Origin of the sequence: Enterococcus sp. AZ063 (genome assembly GCF_051715045.1) — a bacterium.
In the GTDB taxonomy this organism is placed as follows: Bacteria; Bacillota; Bacilli; order Lactobacillales; family Enterococcaceae; genus Enterococcus_D; species Enterococcus_D casseliflavus.
In genome coordinates, this window is record NZ_JBIOTA010000001.1 from 1,299,593 (window position 1) to 1,320,445 (window position 20,853).

Here is a 20,853-nt window from a genome sequence, read left to right on the forward strand (position 1 = left end):
TGCATTTTAATGTGCTTCGAAACTATTTGAACAAAAATCACTGGGTTTTTCAGAAAGCATGCGAAAAAATCTTCGCTTTGCGATCGGTAACTTTTGTTTTCTCTCTATGCCTTTGGGTGTTGGGTTGAAATAGATTTTCATCTGGTTTTAAAGGGGGCAGGAAACATTCCAGAGATCATCAGTTTTATCTTTTGTCGGTTAAATTATTTCGAACAGGAGGAGAATGAATGAAAGGCATAAATTACAAAAAGCTCATGGATTCAAAGAAAAACACACGCGTTCGAACAAAGAAAAATATTATTGCGAATTTAACTGTCAGTGGGATGTTGTTGACGAGTACGGTGGTCGTGCCAGCAAGTTTGTTATGGGCACCAACGACGGTTGAAGCTGCTTTGGTTTCAGCTGAACTTTTCTCAGATATCACAGCGTCTAATAACTCAGGCACGAGTGCGTCTGCACCTTACGCAACTCCTGGTGCAACGAACCAAGTCAATTTCTCGATTTCTGGATCAAATGCAGTAACGGTTGATGTCTTGAATGGGGATAAAGTCGCAGTTGTTGGGGTTCCTCAAGGGCTTACTGGTTTGGTTCAACCGGCAGGAAATGCCTCGATTTCCACCAATGTGACACTACAATTGGGAAATTTCCCAGCCTTGCAAACATTGATCGGGACAGTCACACCAGCAGTCAATACCTTGATCAGCACGGTGGATGGGATCGTCAATCAAAACTTAGCTGACGCATTGGATATTCCGCCAACAATCCTACCCGGCGTACCAAATCCGTTGTATACGGCGGCTTCAATCGTGGATGTTAGCCAAGTGATTTCCGTCAACTTAGCTGAAATTACGACCCAGTTAGACTTATTAAATCAACTTGGACAATTTGGCCAAGCGAATTTTGAAGTTCCAGCTGGACTAACCGAAAATGAACGTGCCCTGATTGCCAATGTGGATGATGGTTTATTTATCGTTGTCAATCAGCGCATCAATCAAATTCTTGATAATTTACAAGCGGCACAGATCCAAGTCAGTATTCTAGATGGTGCCAGCGGCATCCCAGGAATTGGTACCTTGATCAGCGGGATCAATACACTGGTTCAAACCACGGTCAATACCGCCAAAGCAACGCTAAATGGTACTGTTGAAACTGCTCAAAATGTCTTAAATGCTACGACCAATCTAGCAGATCAGGTTGCTTCTGCTTCTGTTTTAGGTCAAACCAACGTGGTGATTCCAACGAATGTTACCAGTCCGACCTATGCGCAATTGGTTGAAAATGGTGTGGCGAATCCTTCCACTCCTTACGAAGCTCGCTTCGAAGCAACGATGTCTCAGCTTGACCTCATCACCATTGATTTATTTACGGATGCTGACGGCAATAACTCGATTTGGTTTGCACCAGACACACCAGAAGATCAAACCGATACACCAACGATCAATCCATTGACAGCAGGGGAAACGACGATCAGCGGAACAGCTGAGCCAGGCGCAGCCATAACATTGGCGATCAACGGCGGTGCACCTATTACCACAACCGCAGATGGTGACGGCAATTGGACGACCGATGTCCCTGAATTGGTAGAAGGTGATACAGTCACAGCAGTAGCGGAAGCGGATGGGGAATCAGCGAGTGAACCTGCGACGGCAACGGTAGCAGCACCAGTGGTCAATGCCCCAACGGCTTCGATTACAGGAAACAGCACCGATGGGTATCCTGTGACGGGGACAGCCGCAGCAAATGCAGCCATTGAAATCACCAATGCCGAGGGTGAAGTCGTTGGCACTGGGACGGCAAATGAGAACGGCAACTACAGTATCACGTTGAACCCAGCAGATGTAGCAGAAAATGAAAACTTGAATGTTGCTGCAATCGTTACTGCTGGCGGTCAAACTTACCGCAGTGGCAATACGCCAATCGTCGTTCCAGCAGACGATGCCGAGCAACAAACGGGAACACCAACGATCCAACCAGTGACTGCTGGGGATACAAGCGTTAGCGGAACGGCTGAGCCTGGTGCCTCGATTACTGTGACCGTCAACGGGGCAGATCCGATCGTGACAGAAGCCGATGAAGAGGGCAATTGGCGTGTTGATGTGGACGAGGTGTCAGAAGGCGATACGGTTTCAGCTGTCGCCGAACTAGAAGGACAAACACCGAGTCAGCCAGCAAGCACCACCGTGTCCGCCTTAACGGTCAATGCCCCGACGGCTTCAATCACAGGAAATAGTCAAGAAGGCTATCCAGTGACTGGAACAGCTGCACCAAATGCGGCCATTGAGATCACCAATGCGGATGGCGAAATTGTCGGAACAGGTACTGCCAATGAGAATGGCGTTTATACGGTGACGTTAGATCCAGCAGATGTTGCCGCGGAAGAAACCTTGAATGTGACGGCAGTTGTGACCGCTGGCGGCGAAACCTATCGAAGCAACCCGACACCTGTTGTGGTGCCTGCAGATATCCTGCAGACGGAAACACCAACGATCGATCCAGTCAGTGCTGGAGATACGACCGTTAGTGGGACAGCCGAACCGGGGGCAACGGTAACGATCACGCTTCCTGAAGGCGATCCAATCACGGCGGAAGCCGATGATGAAGGCAACTGGGAAGCAACGGTTCCTGAATTGTCAGAAGGCGATTCCGTGACGGTCGTAGCTGAGTCTGAAGGCAAAGATCCGAGTGCCCCAATCACCGTGAGTGTAAACGGTTTAACCGTGGCGGCGCCAACAGCTACGATCACTGGAAATAGCACAGATGGGTATCCAGTAACGGGAATAGCGACTGCCAATGCAGCGATTGAAATTTTGAATGAAGCAGGCGATGTCGTTGGTAGTGGAACAGCCGATGATGAAGGCAACTTCACGATCACCCTTGATCCTCAAGAGGTGGCAGCTGGCGACAACTTGCGGGTGGAAGCGATCGTGACGGCTGGTGGTGAAGACTATCGCAGTACAGGCACACCGCTTGTAGTTCCTGCAGATGATGTAGAAAACTTGACGGAAACACCAACGATCAACCCAGTAACAGCTGGGGATACGACTGTCAGCGGAACGGCTGAACCAGGGGCAACAGTGACGATCACGCTGCCTGAAGGCGATCCGATCACGGCTGAAGCCGATGACGAAGGCAACTGGGAAGCGACGGTTCCTGAATTATCAGAAGGCGATACGGTAACAGTCGTTGCCGAAGCTGAAGGCAAAGATCCAAGTGCACCGATTACCGTGACCGTGGATGGTGTGACTGTCAGTGCACCGAGCGCTTCCATCACAGGCAATAGCACGGATGGCTATCCAGTCAGCGGAACAACGACACCGAATGCGGCAATTGAGATTTTGAATGAAGCAGGCGATGTTGTTGGTAGCACGACGGCGGATGACACGGGTGCTTATACCGTGACCTTAGATCCAGCCGATGTGGCGCCAGAAGAAGCCTTGCGGGTAGTGGCAGTTGTGACAGCGGGCGGTCAAGACTACCGTAGTAATGCCACACCAATCACGGTACCAGCAGACATTGAACAAACAGGGACACCAACGATCGATCCGGTTACAGCGGGTGATACCACGATTAGCGGAACGGCAGAACCAGGGTCGACGGTTACTGTGACGATCACGGATCAAGAACCAGTAACGGCTGAAACGGATGACGAAGGAAACTGGCTTGCAGAAGTGCCAGCAGTTTCTGGTGGCGATACAGTCACAGTCGTTGCGGAAGCTGAAGGCAAAGAGCCAAGCGCGCCAATCAGCGTCGGGGTCGCAGGAGTGACGGTGGCAGCGCCGACAGCGATCATCAGCGGCAATAGTACCGATGGTTATCCAATCACGGGGACTGCACCAGCGAATGCAGCGATCGAAGTACTGAATGAAGCAGGCGATGTGATTGGTACTGGCACAGCCGATGGGGATGGAAACTATACGGTAACCATCGCACCAGCCGATGCAGCACCAGAAGAAACCTTGTCTGTCGTTGCGATCGTAACAGCTGGCGGGGATGAGTACCGCAGTCCTGCCACACCAGTGACGGTCCCAGCAGATGAGCTTGAACAAACAGAATTACCAACCATCGACCCAATCAATGCAGGGGACACGACGATCAGTGGGACTGCCGAACCAGGCGCTACGGTGACGGTAACGATCCCAGGTGAAGAACCTGTGACTGGTGAAGCCGATGACGAGGGCAACTGGACGGTTGAAGTTCCTGAAGTTTCTGAAGGAGAAACCGTCACAGTGGTCGCACAAGCACCAGACAAAGACCCAAGTGCACCAATCAGTGTTGGGGTCAATGGGTTGACGATCGCTACGCCAACCGCGACGATCAGTGGCAATAGTACCGATGGGTACCCAGTAACGGGAACGGCACCAGCCAATGCAGCCATCGAAATCTTGAATGCCGATGACGAAGTAGTAGGTACTGGCACTGCCAATGACGAAGGCCAATATACGATCACGTTGACGAGTGATGATGCGTCTCCAGCTGAAACCTTACGGGTAGTGGCGGTAGTCACAGCCGGTGGTCAAGATTACCGCAGTGCGGCTGCACCAATCACAGTACCTTTGGATCAAACTGCAGTCCCAACGATTGAATCAGTGACAGCCGGCGACACGACCATCAGTGGTACAGCTGAACCTGGCGCAACAGTCTCGGTAACCATTGGTGACGCAGAGCCAGTCACTGCCGAAGCAGATGACGAAGGCAATTGGACGGCAACGGTGCCCGAGGTTTCTCAAGGAGAAATAGTTTCCGTGGTAGCGACCCTTGATGGGGAAACACCAAGTGATGCAGCAACGGTCGTCGTAAATCCACTTAGTGTGGCGACACCGACAGCAGCGATCAGCGGCAATAGTACCGATGGGTATCCAGTTACAGGAACGGCCACGCCGAATGCAGCGATTGAGATCTTAAATGCAGCCGATGAGGTTGTCGGCAGTGGCGAAGCAAATGGGGAAGGTGCTTACAGCATCACCTTGAGCAGTAGTGATGTTGATCCTTCAGAACCACTTCAGGTGGTGGCAGTGGTAACAGCTGGCGGCGATGAATACCGCAGTGCGCCGCTTTCCATCGTGGTCCCAGCAGACCAGACGACCACACCAACGATCGAGCCAGTGCAAGCAGGGGATACATCAGTCGGAGGAACTGCCGAACCTGGTTCAACGGTAACGGTGGAGATTCCTGGAGAAGATCCAGTGACTGCCGAAACGGATGAGGAAGGCAATTGGACGGTCACCGTACCAGAGCTTTCAGAAGGCGACACGGTCACAGTGGTTGCTGAAACTGAAGGCAAAGACCCAAGTGAACCAATCAGTGTCGGTGTCGGTGCCTTGAACGTGGCAGCACCAACGGCAACGATCACTGGCAACAGTACTGACGGCTATCCAGTCACAGGGACAGCACCAGCCAACGCAGCCATTGAAATCTTAAATGATGACAATGAAGTGGTGGGCAGTGGGACTGCCAATGGAGACGGTGAGTATACGATCACCTTGACAGAAGGTGTTTCTCCAGCAGAAAACTTGCGAGTGGTAGCAGTGGTAACAGCTGGCGGTCAAGAATACCGCAGTCCAGCAACTACTATCGTGGTGCCAGAAGATAACGCAGAAGACCAAACAGCAGCACCGACTGTCGCACCCGTGGTTGCTGGGGCTACAACCGTTAGCGGAACGGCTGAACCTGGGGCAGATGTAACGGTTGAACTACCAAATGGCGATACTGTTACAGTGGCAGCGAATGACGAAGGTGATTGGACGGCAACTGTGCCGACGGTTTCTCTGGATGATGTCTTGACAGTTACTGCCTTGGCAGACGGCAAAACAGAAAGTTTACCAGTAACAGTGACGGTGCAAGGGCTGATCGTGGCAGCACCAACGGCAACGATTTCTGGCAATAGTGCAGATGGCTATCCAGTAACTGGTACAGCACCAGCTAATGCGTCAATCGAAATCTTAAATGCTGATGATCAAGTGATTGGCACAGGGACAGCCAATGAGAATGGCGTTTACACCGTTACCTTGACCAGTGAAGAAGTATCAGCGGGGGAAACGGTTCGTGTCGTTGCCATCGTTTCAGCAGGTGGGGATGACTTCCGTAGTCAACCAACGGCTGTCGTGGTGCCAGCGGATCAAACGACGACACCAACGATCAATCCAGCAGTGGCTGGCGCAACAGAAATCAGCGGAACAGCCGAACCAGGAGCAACAGTCAGCGTGACGGTCGGTGAGGAAGACCCAATCACCGCTGAAGTTGACGATGAGGGCAATTGGCAAGCTGAGGTACCAGCGCTTTCCGAAGGAACGACTGTTACGGCAGTGGCAGAAATAGAAAATGAAACACCAAGTACACCAGCAACGATCACGGTCGGGGCATTAACGGTGACAGCGCCTAGTGCGTCCATCAGCGGCAATGCAGCCGATGGCTATCCAGTGACTGGAACAGGAACAGCGAATGCGACCATCGAAATCTTGAATGAAGCTGGCGAGACAGTTGGAACGGGTACAACCGATGATGCAGGACTTTACACGATCAATTTGACCAGTGAAGACGTCTCTCCTGAAGAAAACTTGACGGTGGTTGCGGTGGTCACAGCTGGTGGCAAGGATTATCGCAGTCCAGCGACACCGATCATGGTGCCAGCTGAACCGGGTGAAAATCAAACAACGGCACCAACGGTTGATCCAATCAAAGCAGGCGATGAAACAGTTAGCGGAACGGCCGAACCAGGCTCAACTGTGACTGTGACACTACCTGACGGCACAGAAGAAACCGCCGAAACAGATGACGAAGGCAACTGGAGTGTCGATGTGCCTGAATTGTCTGAAGGGGATACCATCACAGTTGTCGCAGACAGTGACGGCAAAGACCCAAGTGATCCAATCACTGTCATCGTTGAAGGAATGACTGTCGCAGCACCAACAGCTTCCATCAGCGGCAACAGCACGGATGGCTACCCATTGACTGGTACAGCACCAGCCAATGCAGCGATCGAGATCTTGAACGCAGCCAATGAAGTCGTAGGAAGAGGCACTGCCGATGGAGACGGCAACTATACAGTGGCCTTAACTGCTGAAACTGTCGATCCAGAAGAAACCTTAAACGTCGTTGCCATCGTTACAGCTGGTGGGAAAGAGTATCGCAGTAATCCAACAGCGGTCATCGTACCAGCAGATACGGTAGTTGATCAGACAGCAGCACCAACGATCGATCCAATCACGGCGGGGGATACCAGCATCAGCGGAACGGCTGAACCAGGTTCAACCGTGACGATCACCGTACCAGATGCGGAACCAATCACGGCTGAAACGGATGATGAAGGCAATTGGACGGCAGAAGTACCAGAAGTTTCTGAAGGCGATGCAGTCACTGTTGTGGCACAATCACCTGACAAAGAGCCAAGCGCTCCAGTCACAGTTGGCGTGGGTGCGTTGACGGTCACTGCTCCTAGTGCAACGATCACAGGCAATAGCACGGACGGCTATCCAGTAACTGGAACGGCACCAGCCAATGCCGCCGTACAAATCTTGAATAGCGATGGACAAATCGTCGGTTCAGGAACTGCAGACGCGGAAGGAAACTACAGTATCACTCTTGAACCAACAGCTGTTGCACCAGCGGAAAGCTTAACCGTCGTTGCAGTTCTGACAGCTGGCGGCAAGGAATACCGCAGTAATGCGACACCGATCGTGGTACCTTTAGATCAAGAAGAGCAACAAACTGCAACACCAACGATCGATCCAGTCAAAGCTGGCGATACGACGATCAGCGGGACTGCCGAACCAGGTTCAACGGTGACGGTAACGATTGGTGAAAATGAACCGATCACGACCGAAACGGACGAAGAGGGCAATTGGACAGTTGAGGTACCTGAAGTTGCGGAGGGTGATACCGTCACTGTTGTGGCCCAATCACCTGAAAAAGATCCTAGTGCACCAATCACAGTGAGTGTGGATGGCATCACGGTTTCAGCACCGACCGCGTCCATCACTGGCAATCCAGAGGATGGTTACCCAGTGACGGGGATGGCAGCACCAAATGCAGCGATTGAAATCTTGAATGAAGCGGGAGAAGTCGTGGGATCAGGCACTACCGATGAAAATGGCAACTACACGATCACGCTTTCTGGTGAAGCTGTTTCTCCTGAAGAATCATTGAATGTCGTTGCGATCATCACCGCTGGTGGCAAAGACTATCGGAGTAATGCGACACCAATCGTAGTGCCCGTTGAGAATACGATCGATCAAACCGCTACACCAATCATCGAACCAGTCACAGCTGGTGACACGACTATCACTGGTACTGCTGTACCGGGAGCGATGGTCACCGTGACGGTAACGGGCGAAGAAGCGGTTGAAACCGAAGCAGATGAAGCAGGAAATTGGTCAGTGGACGTTGCCGAAGTTTCTCGAGATGAAATCGTAACAGCAGTGGCGCAAAGCGAAGGAGAAACCGCCAGTGAACCAGCAACGACCGTTGTTAATGGCATCACGGTCAACGCACCTTCAGCATCCATTACTGGGAATTCCCAAGAAGGCTATCCAGTAACTGGGAACGGGCCTGCCAATGCAGCGATTGAAATTTTGAATGAAGCGGGGGATGTCGTTGGAACAGGCACTACCGATGAAAATGGTGACTACACGATCACATTGACTAGTGAGGATGTCGCACCAGAAGAAAACTTATCGGTTGTGGCGATCGTCACTGCTGGTGGGGATGACTACCGCAGTAATGCGACGCCAATCGTCGTACCTGTCGATGATGAAAGCATCAAGACAGATACACCAACCATTGACCCAGTTACGGCTGGTGATACAGCGATCAGCGGAACGAGTGAGCCAGGTGCTACGATCACCGTTACCATCAGCGATCCGTTAACAAGTAGATTCCTGACCATCTTCGCGGCTGAAGGACCAATCACAACGATCGCCGATCAAAATGGCGACTGGCGTGTTGAGCTATCCGCGGAAGCGACGGAAGGTGAAACCGTTACGGTTCTTGCTTTAGCAGATGGCGAAACCCTAAGTGATCCGACGACGACCGTAGTCGATGCTTTGACGGTTGATGCACCGGTTGCTACGATCACTGGCAATCCTACCGATGGCTATCCAGTCTTCGGGAATGGACCAGCCAATGCGACAATCGAAATCTTGAATGAAGCGGGTGACATTGTCGGAACAGGAACGACCAATGGAAATGGTGCGTTTAGCATCACATTAGATCCAGAGGATGTTTCACCAGAAGAAACCCTTAACGTTGTGGCGATCGTTACAGCAGGTGGCAGAGAATACCGCAGTGCAGCTACACCAATCGTGGTACCAACGGGTGACAATGGCACGGATGGTTCAGATGGTACTGACGGCACGGACGGTACCGATGGCACGGATGGCACCAATGGTTCAGATGGTACGAATGGTACCGACGGAAGCAACGGCGCTTGGGGCAACTGGGGCAATTGGGGAAACAATAATTGGAACAGCAACAATAACAACCAAAGCTGGTGGGGAAGTAAATTCTTACCGAAAACGGGATCAGAAGGAACCTGGTACGCTTCAGTAATCGGAGCAGCAGTCTTCGTTGTCGGAGGAATCGGCTTGTTCTTCAAAGCAAGAAAGAAAAAAGACCAGCAAAAATAGCATGACTTTACCAGCGGAGTGGACATCCTCCGCTGGTATCTCTAGTGAATCAAAACTTTGAAGCATTGATCATCGTTTCGTAAAGAAAGGGTTAGAAATGGTATGGAAAGCAGAAGGAGGGAAAAACGCTTTTACAAATGGACGATCGCTCAGTTGATTTTCTTGTTGACCAGCATCAGTTTCGTCAATTTGTATCTATTAACAACGACCAAAGAAGCCGAGGCGGCTGTGAACGTATTAGATGTGGAAATTTTAAGCAATTTGACGAGTGCCAATACAAGTGGTACTTCAGCAAGTGCCCCTTGGCCAGGCAGTGTGACAAATCGACCAGTGACTTTTTCGATCAAAGGGAACGGGGGCTTGAATGCTTCTGTCAATGTCAACGGTGAGGATAAATTTGCTTTATTGGCGATCCCCACAGAGTTGAGAGCTAGCATCAGTGCCAATGGATCAGCAGCTATCAAAACGTCGACCACAGTCAATATTGCCAATGTCCCGCTTTTGAATGCGATTTTAACAGCGCTTGATTCCTTGACCAGCTCCTTAAATCTCAATCTCGGGATCGTGCAAATCGATTTAACGGCTGTCAATCAGCAAATTTCCTTGCTAAAAACCGTTGGTAATTTAGGAAATGTAGAAATAAGCAGTCCGTTGCAGTTCACCACCCAAAGAGAAGCGTTGTATGCCAATATGAGTTCGAACCTCGGTGTCGTTTTAGGAACCAATGTCCCGCAAATTTTACGGAATTTAAGCACGGCGATTCAAAATACCCAGATCCGAGTGATCGGCATCGATATTGGTGGTGTCGTTCGTGCATTGCTGCAAGGGTTGCTGAATACCTTGCTTAGCACCGTAACGTCAGCGTTGAACAATTTGGCAACCGTCCAAGAACAAATGGCGGATGCAGCCGTTTTAGGAGCAACGGATGTTCAAATTCCTACGCTACTTTCGGGTCCAGGACAGTTGACCGCAAATTGGACCGCCAATTTTTCGGCTTCTGTGTTGAAGGCAAAGCCGACGGACATCAATCTCTTGAACTTTAGTGCGCTAAATATCAGCAGTCGCCAAACTATGATTTATTTTATGGTCGAAGCACTGACGATGGATCGGACGAATCTGCCGACTCAGCTGAATTTTGGTCGACATGCCATTCAAACGAAAAAGAGTGAGACGTGGCGGGCAACCGCCAACGGCGACCAAAGCGCAGTAGCTACAACTGGGATTTTACGGATCAATGATACCCGCAATCGTCAGAAAAAATGGCAAGTCAAGGTCAGACAATCCACCAATTGGGTCAATGGCACGCGAACATTGCCAGCTGCCGAATTAAGAGTTCAGCTTGGAACTGTCAATTCGACATTTACAGATGGTCGAGTGGTTTTACCTGATAATGCAACGATTGCCCTGCAGCAAAATGTCGAAAAAAATGTGGTGACGTTGGAAAATGCGGCATCGACTGGTGGACTGACTGTTAATTTTTCCCAGTTCAATTTATTTGTACCTGAGAAAACACCTAAATTTCAAGGTCAGTATCGCGCCACAGTCGTGTGGACCGTTTCTGATACACCTTGAAAAGGAAGAGCAGAATGAAAAAAAATTCCCTTGTGCTGCTTCTGATTTTGATGATCGGCAGTTTCTACAGTATCGTTCCATCAGCAGTAGCCAATACGACGACCGGCAACATTGAGTTTTATGAAGGACCAACGGAAACATCTAGCAGTGATTCCATTGATGAGGAAATTGAACCACCGACCAGTCAAGAAACGGTTACTAACGCAGAAGAACCGCTGCCACAGCTTGCAGAAACCAATCACTTTTGGCTGACCGTAATAGGCGGATTCTTCATTAGTCTGACATTGATCATTTGCATCAAAAAAAGGAGGATGGCAAAATGATTTCAAAGAAAACGATAATAGGCGCATTGGGCGTATTGACTGCCCTTAGCATTGGTGCGACAGTGCAAGCAGATGACACGACCGGTGTCGTAGAATATACCTCTGGGGGCATCGTGTTTGACCCGGATAAAGGCGGGAGTGATCCCAATACGCAGCTACCAACGAATTTAGATTTTGGTGCACATGAAATCCAAACAGAAAATGCCGAAACGTGGGTAGCTACTACGGATGGAACTGGACTACCTGGGGATGGGTCAACGCTGCAAAGAGGGGCAGTTGCGGTCAGCGATAACCGAGGACAGGCGAACTCTTCTTGGGCGATCAAAGTACGGCAAGCAACCCAATTTACGGCAGGAGACAGCACGTTGGACGGTGCGGTATTAACGGTAGATACGGGGACGTTGACCAATAACTTGAGTTCGCCGCCAACAGGAACCAGTGATATTGCCAATGGCGAGCTTGATTTTGCGGCGATCAACAATGAGTATGCGTTCTTGACCGCCAATGCTGGCGAAGGGATCGGTGAAACGTCGATGCCTTTAGAACAATTTACCCTTTCGATCCCAGCCAATACGGAAAAACAATCAGCAACCTACCAAACGACCCTCGTTTGGACGATCAGCAGTGCGCCGACGACCCCATAGGGCAGTAGTCATTGCGTAACAGTTAGCAGAAAAAGAGCAGCTTGCCTGAGCGGCTGCTTTTTATGCTAGCTGATTTTTCTTTCCTATTTTGTGTAGAAAGGATCTGACAGGATGCATCAGAAGAAAGTTCGAGGCAAAGGATTTCAGTATTGGGTAGTAAGTATTCTAACGGTCTTATTTTTCATTGGTACGAGCAGTACGGGGGCAGCAGATTCACTGGATACCTTCGATGTTCAAATCAAATTGCCAGAGTCACAGCGGGACAAAGAGCTGATGTACTATGATTTGTTGCTGGAGCCCAAGGCAGAAGAAAAACTAGTGGTCATGGTTTCCAATAAAAGCGAGCAACCAATCAATCTACAGCTATCCTTTAATCGAGCGGTCACGAACATGACGGGTGTCGTTGAGTACTCTGGGGCAAATGAAGAAGCAACGCCTTCTGCTCCATACGCGATCGAAGAACTCGTCACTTTAAGTGATGAAACCCTCTCATTAGCCCCTAATGAGCAAAAAGAAATCACCTTGACAGTCCAGATGCCATCTGAATCCTTTGATGGGATTTTGGCAGGGGGACTATACGTCCAGCAAACCGGCAGTGAAAAATTTCAAGGAAATGTCCAAAACCTACTAGCCAGAGAAGTGGCGGTGTTGCTCCGTAACAAAGAGACCGACATCCCACCAGCGGTTCGAATTGAGGAAGCCCATCTGGAAGAAATCAATCGCCGCAATGTCATTATCGTAGCGGTGGAAAATACAGCGGCAAATTATCTTAGTAAGGCCACGCTTGCTTATGAAGTGTTTCATGATGGACAAGCAACAGCGATCAAAGGGGAAAAAGAGATCCAATTAGCGCCCAATGCGTTAATGAATTACGCACTGCCATTAGATGGAAACGAACTGCAATCAGGAGAGTATGAAATAAAAACGACCCTCAAAGCAGCTGATCAACAATGGCAAGGAGAGCCTACCTTCCAAGTTGCAAGGCAAGAAGCGCAAGAAAGAAACGAGCAAGATGTCAGTATTGAAGAAACCTCTTCGCCGATCCTTCTCTATTTATTGATCGGTGGTGTTTTATGTCTGATCATCGCCTATTTGATTTGGCATAATCGAAAACTAAAACGAGCATTAAAAAAAACAGATGATAAAACCCCATGAGCACTTGTAAGAAATTCCTTATTAATATAGAAGGAAAAAAAGAAAACAATTAAAATTCACGGGATGCATGTAAATCAGAAGCATAATAAAAGCAGCAAACAGGCCATTTATTGTTCGAAATAAATGGTTTTTTGTCGTGTCCATGAAGATTCGATATGGTAAATTAAGTAGAAAATTTTTTTTGATTGCATCTTGCAGCAGTGAACGATCACTTTTATTTTGATGGAAAATCTTCAGAGGAAACAGTTGATTACCCTTAACCGGACTGTCCAAAGAGAAGGGTAGCTTTTTTTTGCGAAAAAACGAAGAATAAATAACGATTAATATTTTATTTGAACGAAGGTTATTATTTTGAAAATCATTAGAAAGGTTGGGCAGTAGTCGTTAAGTTTTGGAAATGTTAACTAGTTAAACTACTTAAAAAAACATAAGTTTTTATTGTTGTTTGCGCTTTCTGTCTTATAAATGTGTTAAGAAAGCAGTACGACGGGAACTCCTTTACTATAATAGGTTTAGACCAATTATAAAGTCTTTTCTTACTTTGTTTTTAATTTAAACTACCTTTTTTGCATAAACGTTTCGCTAATTCGTTTGAAAGTGCAAGCAGGCATTTTTAATTAAGAATACAATTAGAAATGATGTGAAAAGGAGAATTAAGATGTCTGCAAATTTGAGCAATTTCGCTGTTTATATAGTAGATGACAACTTTTTTAATGGAAATTTGATGAAAAAAATGATCACTGAAAGTCATGTTCCTTATTCTATGGTGGAGATCATTTCACCGGAAGAACTAGATTCTTTTCTTGAAGGGTACCTAACAGATGTGAACGATTTATTTTTATTTTCCATTGAAATGATGGGATTTGATCGAAGTTTTCAATTAGCAGGGCGATTGAGGGAGCAGTGCAAAAAGTGTCAGATCGCCTTTTATGGTGCCTATGCCTCCAAAATCGAAATCAAGAAACTGAATCTTATCTGTCCTTTAGGAATCATCGATACAGAAGAAAAGGATGTGGCAATGCAGTTAAGAAATTTATTAACAGAAGCAATTGAAGTGAAACGATCATTGCTGGGAAAAAAGCACTTATTAAAAATTGTCAGTAAACGAGAGTTGATGATCGTTGATGCAGAAGCAATCAACTACATAACAACGATCAAAGGAGAGCGAAACCGAATCGTATTCCATCAAAAGAAATCAGTTGAGTGCATTGAAACTTCGTTAAAGGTCATCAAACAGCTAGATTTGCCTGAGTATTATAAAGTATTCAAATCGTATATTATTAATGCGCGACAAATCAAAATGATTGATCGAACAAACAATGTTCTTTGCTTTTTTAATGGGGAAGAATTAGAAGTTGGAAAAAAAATCCGTAAAGCAATCAGTTAAAACTACATATATTTAATGGAGGAAAAAAATGAAAAAGAGAAATAAAAGAATTCGTCATGGCATTGTTGTTACCGCTTTAGGTCTGTCCCAAGTGATCACTCCGGTCATGGCGCTTGCGGAAACCACGGAACAGGAACAGACCATTCGTACTATAGATAACTCAAATCATCTGCTGGAATCAACCAGCGGCGTTGCCAATGAAACAAACACAAGCGACGCGCAAACAACTGAGACTACTCAAACGGATCGTTCTTCAGAAGAAAGCGGCGAAGCAACCTTAAAGACGGATGCAGCAACAACGAGTCAAAGTGAAACGCCTGCTACATCTTCATCAACGCATACAGCAGATACTACAGATTCGACGCAAACAAGTTCTTCAGAAACTGAATCGAAAGAGGCCAAAGAAACCGAAAAAAGTTCCCGTGTCAGCACGCGCATCAATGACCAAGAACTTTTGGAAAAAGGCACATTGCTGACGATTGCTGGTGATGAGTTCAGTCAAACGGAAGAAACGCGGATTTTAAACAATAGTCCGGTGAAACTGAAATTAGACTTTGAAATCAATGACGAAGACTATTTAGCCGGCACCACTGCTGTTTTTGACTTGCCGCAAGGCCTTGGCTTTAGTGATGTGCAAGGAACCAATGAAGCGATCAATGCATCGTGGGCTGTAGATAGTGCAGCTCATCAACTGATGATCACGTTTAATCAATCGGTTCATGATGCCTCTTTTTCGATCGAGTTGACTAGTTATCTATATTCAGAAGATAAGCCTCAGCTAACGATTGAGATCGGCGATCGAAACCAGACAAGCTATGCGATTGATTTGTATGAAGAGGTCGATCCGATTCAATATGTGTCAGAAAAAAATGTCTTTGGGATGGAAGGAATGGTCTACTACAATACCGATCGCACATTATCTGGAACGGAAACTCTTTCACTGAATTTGGTTGATACGCCGGGAGCTTCCTTCAAAAAGATTGAGACCCAACCGTTAAAAGTTTTCAGCTATGAGGTGGATATCAAAGGAAAGATCAAGCCAGAAACACAGAAAGCATTAGTCGAAGGGACGGACTATACGATCACCTCAAATAGTCTTTACAATACTGCTGTTGAAATCAAACAGATGGACAAACAAAAGGCTTATGGGGTTTCTTATCAATTTACGATGAGCCTGACCGAGCTGACGGATTATACTGCTTCTTTTTCAAAAGGGTATCCAACGACCGGATTTGGTTCGGTACAGCTAAAACAAACAACTGCCCAAAACAGAGGGTTTTCCTTTATCGCAAAAACCAGCAAAGATGAAAAAGAAGTCGATTCTAGGTATTATATGGGGGTTGCTTCTGCCAGTTTTATGAATGGCCTTTCTAAAGGAAACTACTATGTATCAATTCATCAAATGCCGACGGAGATGAAAGCTGGTCAACAAATCATCCTTTCGAGTCAAAACGGACAGCCGATCACGGCGAAACAGTTAACAGCAAGAGACGCCTTCTATCAAAATGTGACTTTTTCGGATTATTTTTCTGTCGAAAATAACGGGAACAAACTGATTGTGACTGCTACAAAAGACAGCAATCTCACTCTTGGTTCCACGAACATAACCGTACCCTTTGATCAGAAAGATATCATTCTCAATGTCTCGACACCGTTGATTGCCAATAGAGAATTCAAAATCGTTGAAGACAACTATGTCGAACCAATCAGTGTCCTTAATCCCAACAATGCTGAAACGGCTTGGGGAAATTATGATCAAAATGGTGCTTACATGAGTGATACCTCCATCAACATCGAAGGCAGCAACTCACAACCAATCGAAAACTTACAAATGTTTATTGAACACCCAGAGTATCTTTCTTTGAGAAAGGTATCAAAAGTCAGTTTTTACTACACATTAGGAAAAGATTATACGATTGAAGAAGTATCAGGCGGAACGATGGTCACTTTTACGTCGCCCATTACCTATTCCGTTCAATTTGATATTGGCTTCAATTACGTGCCAGACAGTTTAGCACCGACAAAATCGATTCCTAGTGATACAATTCCAATCACGATTTCCGCAACGGGACTTGACACGGTTCATACCTCCGTCTATACCGGAAGAAAACTGTATTCTGAACGCACGCTCCAAAGTAGTAAAAATCAGTTTTTAGTCAACGCGCGTCAAGATACCATCAGTGATTTGACCGTTGAAACTCATGTACCGAAAAATACCGATGTCGTGTTTTCGATCATCGATGTTTCCAATGAACAAGTCAGTGGCATTTATCCACAGTATTGGGATCGTGGCTATTATGATAACCAAGCCATGAAGGAAAGCGATCCGAATTATCCAACGATCACCCATGATGAAGAAACCAACTATTACACCTTTGACTTTGGGACGACGAATCGACGCTACATTATTTCCTATCAATACGCCAATGGATGGCAGGAAATGAGTACGATTTATGTACCTGGTTATGCAAAAGAACCGTTATCTAATAATCAACAAGGCACAGCCACTGTTTCAGTATCCAATACGGCGACAGATATTATTGGCATTACGCAAAATACCGTGAATAATACGAAAAACATGACGCAGGTCAAAGTCACGACAAAAAATATTGATGATGGCTCGAAAAAAGTAGCAAATCCAACGATCCTTCTAAAATCGTTAGGGAACACCAATGGCGAAATCGATTTAGGATCGATCACTGTTTCGAATGTGCCAGATGACAGCTATGAAGTCAAAGAAGTTGATGGGGACGTACAGCTTGTCTTTTCAAACTATGTTTTAACGAAAAATATCGAAATCAGCTACAACGTCCTTTCACAAAACGCCGGCCAAATCTCAGCCTCAGCCACGATCGTTTCTGATACGATCGATACCTTGTCGGAAGCCAAACGGACGGCTACCTCGACGGTGACCAATCTGCAATTTTCGGCAGGCGATTCCAGCGGGATCATCTACAAAACCAATGCGACGCTTGATGTTTATAATACCGAAGAGCCAACTGAGAAGATTGCGGGGGTTACTTTGACGCTTTGGAATCAATTGACAGGAGATATCGTTTCTGTCGTAACGGATGAAAATGGGGAATACCAATTAACTGATATTTATACGGGGAACTATACGCTTTATGTTTCCTACGTCCCAGAAGGTTACGTCATACCACAGGAACTTCAGCTTGGTAAAGAGGTGCAAGTGAACCGGACGGGCAATCATCTTTCTGTCGGTATCACACCAGAAGAAGATTTGTCGACGATCGACGCCAAGGATAGCACGATCTACGTGGGAGATGAATGGCATGCTGAAGACAACTTTGTTTCAGCAACAGACAAGCATGGCAATGCGATGATCTTCTCGGAAATCACAGTCAATGGCGAGGTCGACACGACAAACGTTGGCACCTATGTGGTCAAATACATCAACGGTAGTGTTAGCCAAACAGCGACGATCACCGTGGTTGCCAACCAAGAAACGGTAGCAGCCAAAGACAGCACGTTATATGTAGGCGATGCATGGACAGCAGCTGATAATTTTCTAGCGGCAACGGATAAAGACGGCAACGCAGTGACAATCGCAGAAGTGACCATCAACGGCGAAGTTGATACGGACACACCTGGAGAATACCAAGTCATTTATCGCAATGGTAAAGCCGAAGCAACAGCTACGATCACGGTCTTAGCAGACCAAACTTCGGTTAAAGCCAAAGACAGCACCTTATACGTCGGGGACGACTGGCATGCGGTGGATAACTTTGTTTCGGCAACGGACAAAACAGGAGCGAATGTACCATTTTCAAATGTGACCGTTAGGGGATCAGTTGATACTTCCAAAGAAGGTCAATATCCAGTGGTTTATCAAAACGGCAATCAAAAAGCAACAGCGACGATCACCGTGGTTGCCAATCAAGAAACAGTCGTTGCCAAGGATAGTACACTTTATGTTGGAGATGCATGGGAACTTGCGGATAATTTTGTTTCAGCAATGGATAAGAAGGGACAACCGTTAAGCTTGGCAGAGCTCACCACCAGTGGTGACGTGGATACGAAAGTACCAGGAGAATACCAAGTCATTTATCGCAATGGCAAAGCTGAAGCGACAGCCACGATCACCGTGTTAGCTGATCAAACATCGGTCAAAGTAAAAGATAGCACTTTATACGTCGGGGGCGACTGGCATGCGGTTGATAACTTTGTTTCGGCAACGGACAAAACAGGAGCGAATGTACCATTTTCAAATGTAACCGTTAGTGGCTCAGTTGATACGAGCAAAGAAGGTCAGTACAAAGTTACTTATAGCAATGGTAAAACAGAAGCTATTGCTACGATTACGGTTGTTGCGAACCAAGAAACGGTGGCAGCTAAAGATAGTACGTTGTATGTAGGTGACTCATGGGTAGCCGCGGATAATTTTCTTTCCGCAACAGACAAAGACGGCAAGGCATTGCCGCTAACAGAAGTAACCGTTGATGGCACAGTTGACACCTCTAAAGCAGGGAAATATGAAGTGGTTTATCGCAATGGCAAAGCCGAAGCGACTGCCACGATCACCGTATTGGCAGATCAAACGAGTGTCAAAGCTAAAGACAGTACTCTGTATGTCGGCGACGATTGGGAAGCTGCCAACAACTTTGTCTCAGCCACAGACAAAACGGGAGCAAACCTACCATTTTCAGGAGTAACGGTTAGTGGCTTAGTCGATACCTCCAAAGCAGGCGAGTACCCAGTGGTTTACCAAAATGGTCATGTCAAAGCAACGGCGACGATTACAGTCGTTGCGAACCAAGAAACCGTAATTGCTAAAGACAGTACGATTTATGAAGGCGATGACTGGCAAGCTGCCGACAACTTTGTGTCGGCAACAGATAAAGACGGCAACGCAGTAAAACTGGCTGACATCACAACAGTAGGTACAGTCGACAGCGCCACACCAGGGAAATATGAAGTAATTTACCGCAACGGCAAAGCTGAGGCGAAAGCGACGATCACCGTATTGGTTGATCAAACATCAGTTAAAGCCAAAGACAGTACCCTATACGTCGGCGATGACTGGCAAGCTGCCGACAACTTTGTCTCAGCCACAGACAAAACGGGAGTAACGGTTGAATTATCAGGAGTAATGGTTACTGGTACCGTCGATACCAATCAAGAAGGCACATACGAAGTCACTTATACGAATGGAAAAGTCAGCGACATAGCGACAATCACTGTGGTTGCTCACGAAGAAACGGTCGTAGCAAAAGATAGTACAATCTATGAAGGAGAGAAATGGCAAGCCGTCGATAATTTTGTCTCGGCAACAGATAAAAGCGGACAAGCAGTCGATTATGATCAAGTATTGATTAGCGGTACAGTCAATACTGATGTGCCTGGAAAATACCAAGTCATCTATCGAAATGGCAAAGCCGAAGCAACTACCACAATCACCGTGTTGGCAGATCAAACGTCTGTGACTGTGAAAGATAGCGTGATTTATGTCGGTGATAACTGGACAGCAGCCGACAATTTTGTCTCCGCTACAGATCGTGACGGTAAGTCACTCGCATTGGAGCAACTGCTGGTGGGCGGTTCGGTGGATACGAAGAAAACGGGCACCTATCAAGTCACTTATTCAATCGTCACTGATGAAGCAGCAACTCCTAACTTTTTCGCACGTTTATTTGGTACTCGCTCACAAGAAGCAGTCACCGCCACAGCGACGATCAAAGTCGTTGAAAAAGCAGAAGAACCAGAGGAGAACGATCAGCAGCCAGAGAAAGATGATTCTGACAAAGGGCAACAAAAACCAACGGATGAAGGGCAGACTGACAAACAAACCAAAGCGACCGCAAAGGACAAACGGGTGCTACCAAAGACTGGTACAGCCATCACTCAAGGCTATTCGATTGCAGGAGTGAGCCTTGTTGCTCTAGCGGGGATTGTCTTCTTTCGTAAGAAACACACGAACAAAAGCAGAAAAACGAAATAAGTCGCAATGACTCTAGCAGCGGATATCGTGAAGGATATCCGCTGTTTTTTTTAATACCTGTTGTATTGAGGTTTTCTTGTCCGATAAGCAGCCGTATAAAGAAGATATAAAGATGCTAGTAGAAGATTTACACTATTTTTATTTCTTTTTGCGTATGCTTACGTCATGAAGGAGTGAAGAATATGAATCTTGT

7 protein-coding genes are annotated in these 20,853 nt (G+C 47.0%); all 7 read left to right on the top strand.

Features of this window, described 5'->3' with window-relative positions:
* Positions 1-227 precede the first annotated feature (227 nt).
* The 7 genes from IGK61_RS06010 (at position 228) to IGK61_RS06040 (ending at position 20,660) form a co-directional block, all read left to right on the top strand.
* Positions 228-9,620 carry an Ig-like domain-containing protein gene (locus tag IGK61_RS06010; protein WP_438844764.1) on the top strand — a complete coding sequence of 3,131 codons (9,393 nt, stop codon included), beginning with the start codon at positions 228-230 and terminating at the stop codon, positions 9,618-9,620.
* A gap of 102 nt (positions 9,621-9,722) precedes the next feature.
* Positions 9,723-11,192, top strand: coding sequence for an adhesive domain-containing protein (locus IGK61_RS06015; RefSeq protein WP_074535097.1), 1,470 nt, complete (start codon positions 9,723-9,725; stop codon positions 11,190-11,192).
* Positions 11,193-11,206: 14 nt separating this feature from the next.
* The gene (locus tag IGK61_RS06020; protein WP_074535098.1) at positions 11,207-11,515 is read left to right on the top strand and encodes a hypothetical protein; all 309 of its coding nucleotides are present in this window, start codon (positions 11,207-11,209) and stop codon (positions 11,513-11,515) included.
* Entirely contained in the window at positions 11,512-12,159 is a 648-nt protein-coding gene (locus IGK61_RS06025) for a WxL domain-containing protein (RefSeq protein WP_074535099.1), read from the top strand. The genes IGK61_RS06020 and IGK61_RS06025 overlap by 4 nt, the downstream gene beginning before the upstream one ends.
* A 111-nt stretch (positions 12,160-12,270) precedes the next feature.
* Positions 12,271-13,314: a DUF916 and DUF3324 domain-containing protein gene (locus IGK61_RS06030; RefSeq protein WP_074535100.1), complete on the top strand. Its 1,044-nt coding sequence runs from the start codon at positions 12,271-12,273 to the stop codon at positions 13,312-13,314.
* A 658-nt stretch (positions 13,315-13,972) separates the two neighbouring features.
* Complete coding sequence (locus tag IGK61_RS06035) at positions 13,973-14,701, top strand: LytTR family DNA-binding domain-containing protein (protein ID WP_005235024.1); 729 nt, start codon at positions 13,973-13,975, stop codon at positions 14,699-14,701.
* A 28-nt stretch (positions 14,702-14,729) separates the two neighbouring features.
* Positions 14,730-20,660, top strand: a complete 5,931-nt coding sequence (locus IGK61_RS06040) for a bacterial Ig-like domain-containing protein (protein WP_074535101.1) — start codon at positions 14,730-14,732, stop codon at positions 20,658-20,660.
* The last annotated feature ends 193 nt before the right edge of the window (positions 20,661-20,853 follow it).

Coding starts and splice junctions, on each gene's coding strand:
- IGK61_RS06010 (WP_438844764.1), top strand. CDS start 228: ATGAAAGGCATAAATTACAAAAAGCTCATGGATTCAAAGAAAAACACA.
- IGK61_RS06015 (WP_074535097.1), top strand. CDS start 9,723: ATGGAAAGCAGAAGGAGGGAAAAACGCTTTTACAAATGGACGATCGCT.
- IGK61_RS06020 (WP_074535098.1), top strand. CDS start 11,207: ATGAAAAAAAATTCCCTTGTGCTGCTTCTGATTTTGATGATCGGCAGT.
- IGK61_RS06025 (WP_074535099.1), top strand. CDS start 11,512: ATGATTTCAAAGAAAACGATAATAGGCGCATTGGGCGTATTGACTGCC.
- IGK61_RS06030 (WP_074535100.1), top strand. CDS start 12,271: ATGCATCAGAAGAAAGTTCGAGGCAAAGGATTTCAGTATTGGGTAGTA.
- IGK61_RS06035 (WP_005235024.1), top strand. CDS start 13,973: ATGTCTGCAAATTTGAGCAATTTCGCTGTTTATATAGTAGATGACAAC.
- IGK61_RS06040 (WP_074535101.1), top strand. CDS start 14,730: ATGAAAAAGAGAAATAAAAGAATTCGTCATGGCATTGTTGTTACCGCT.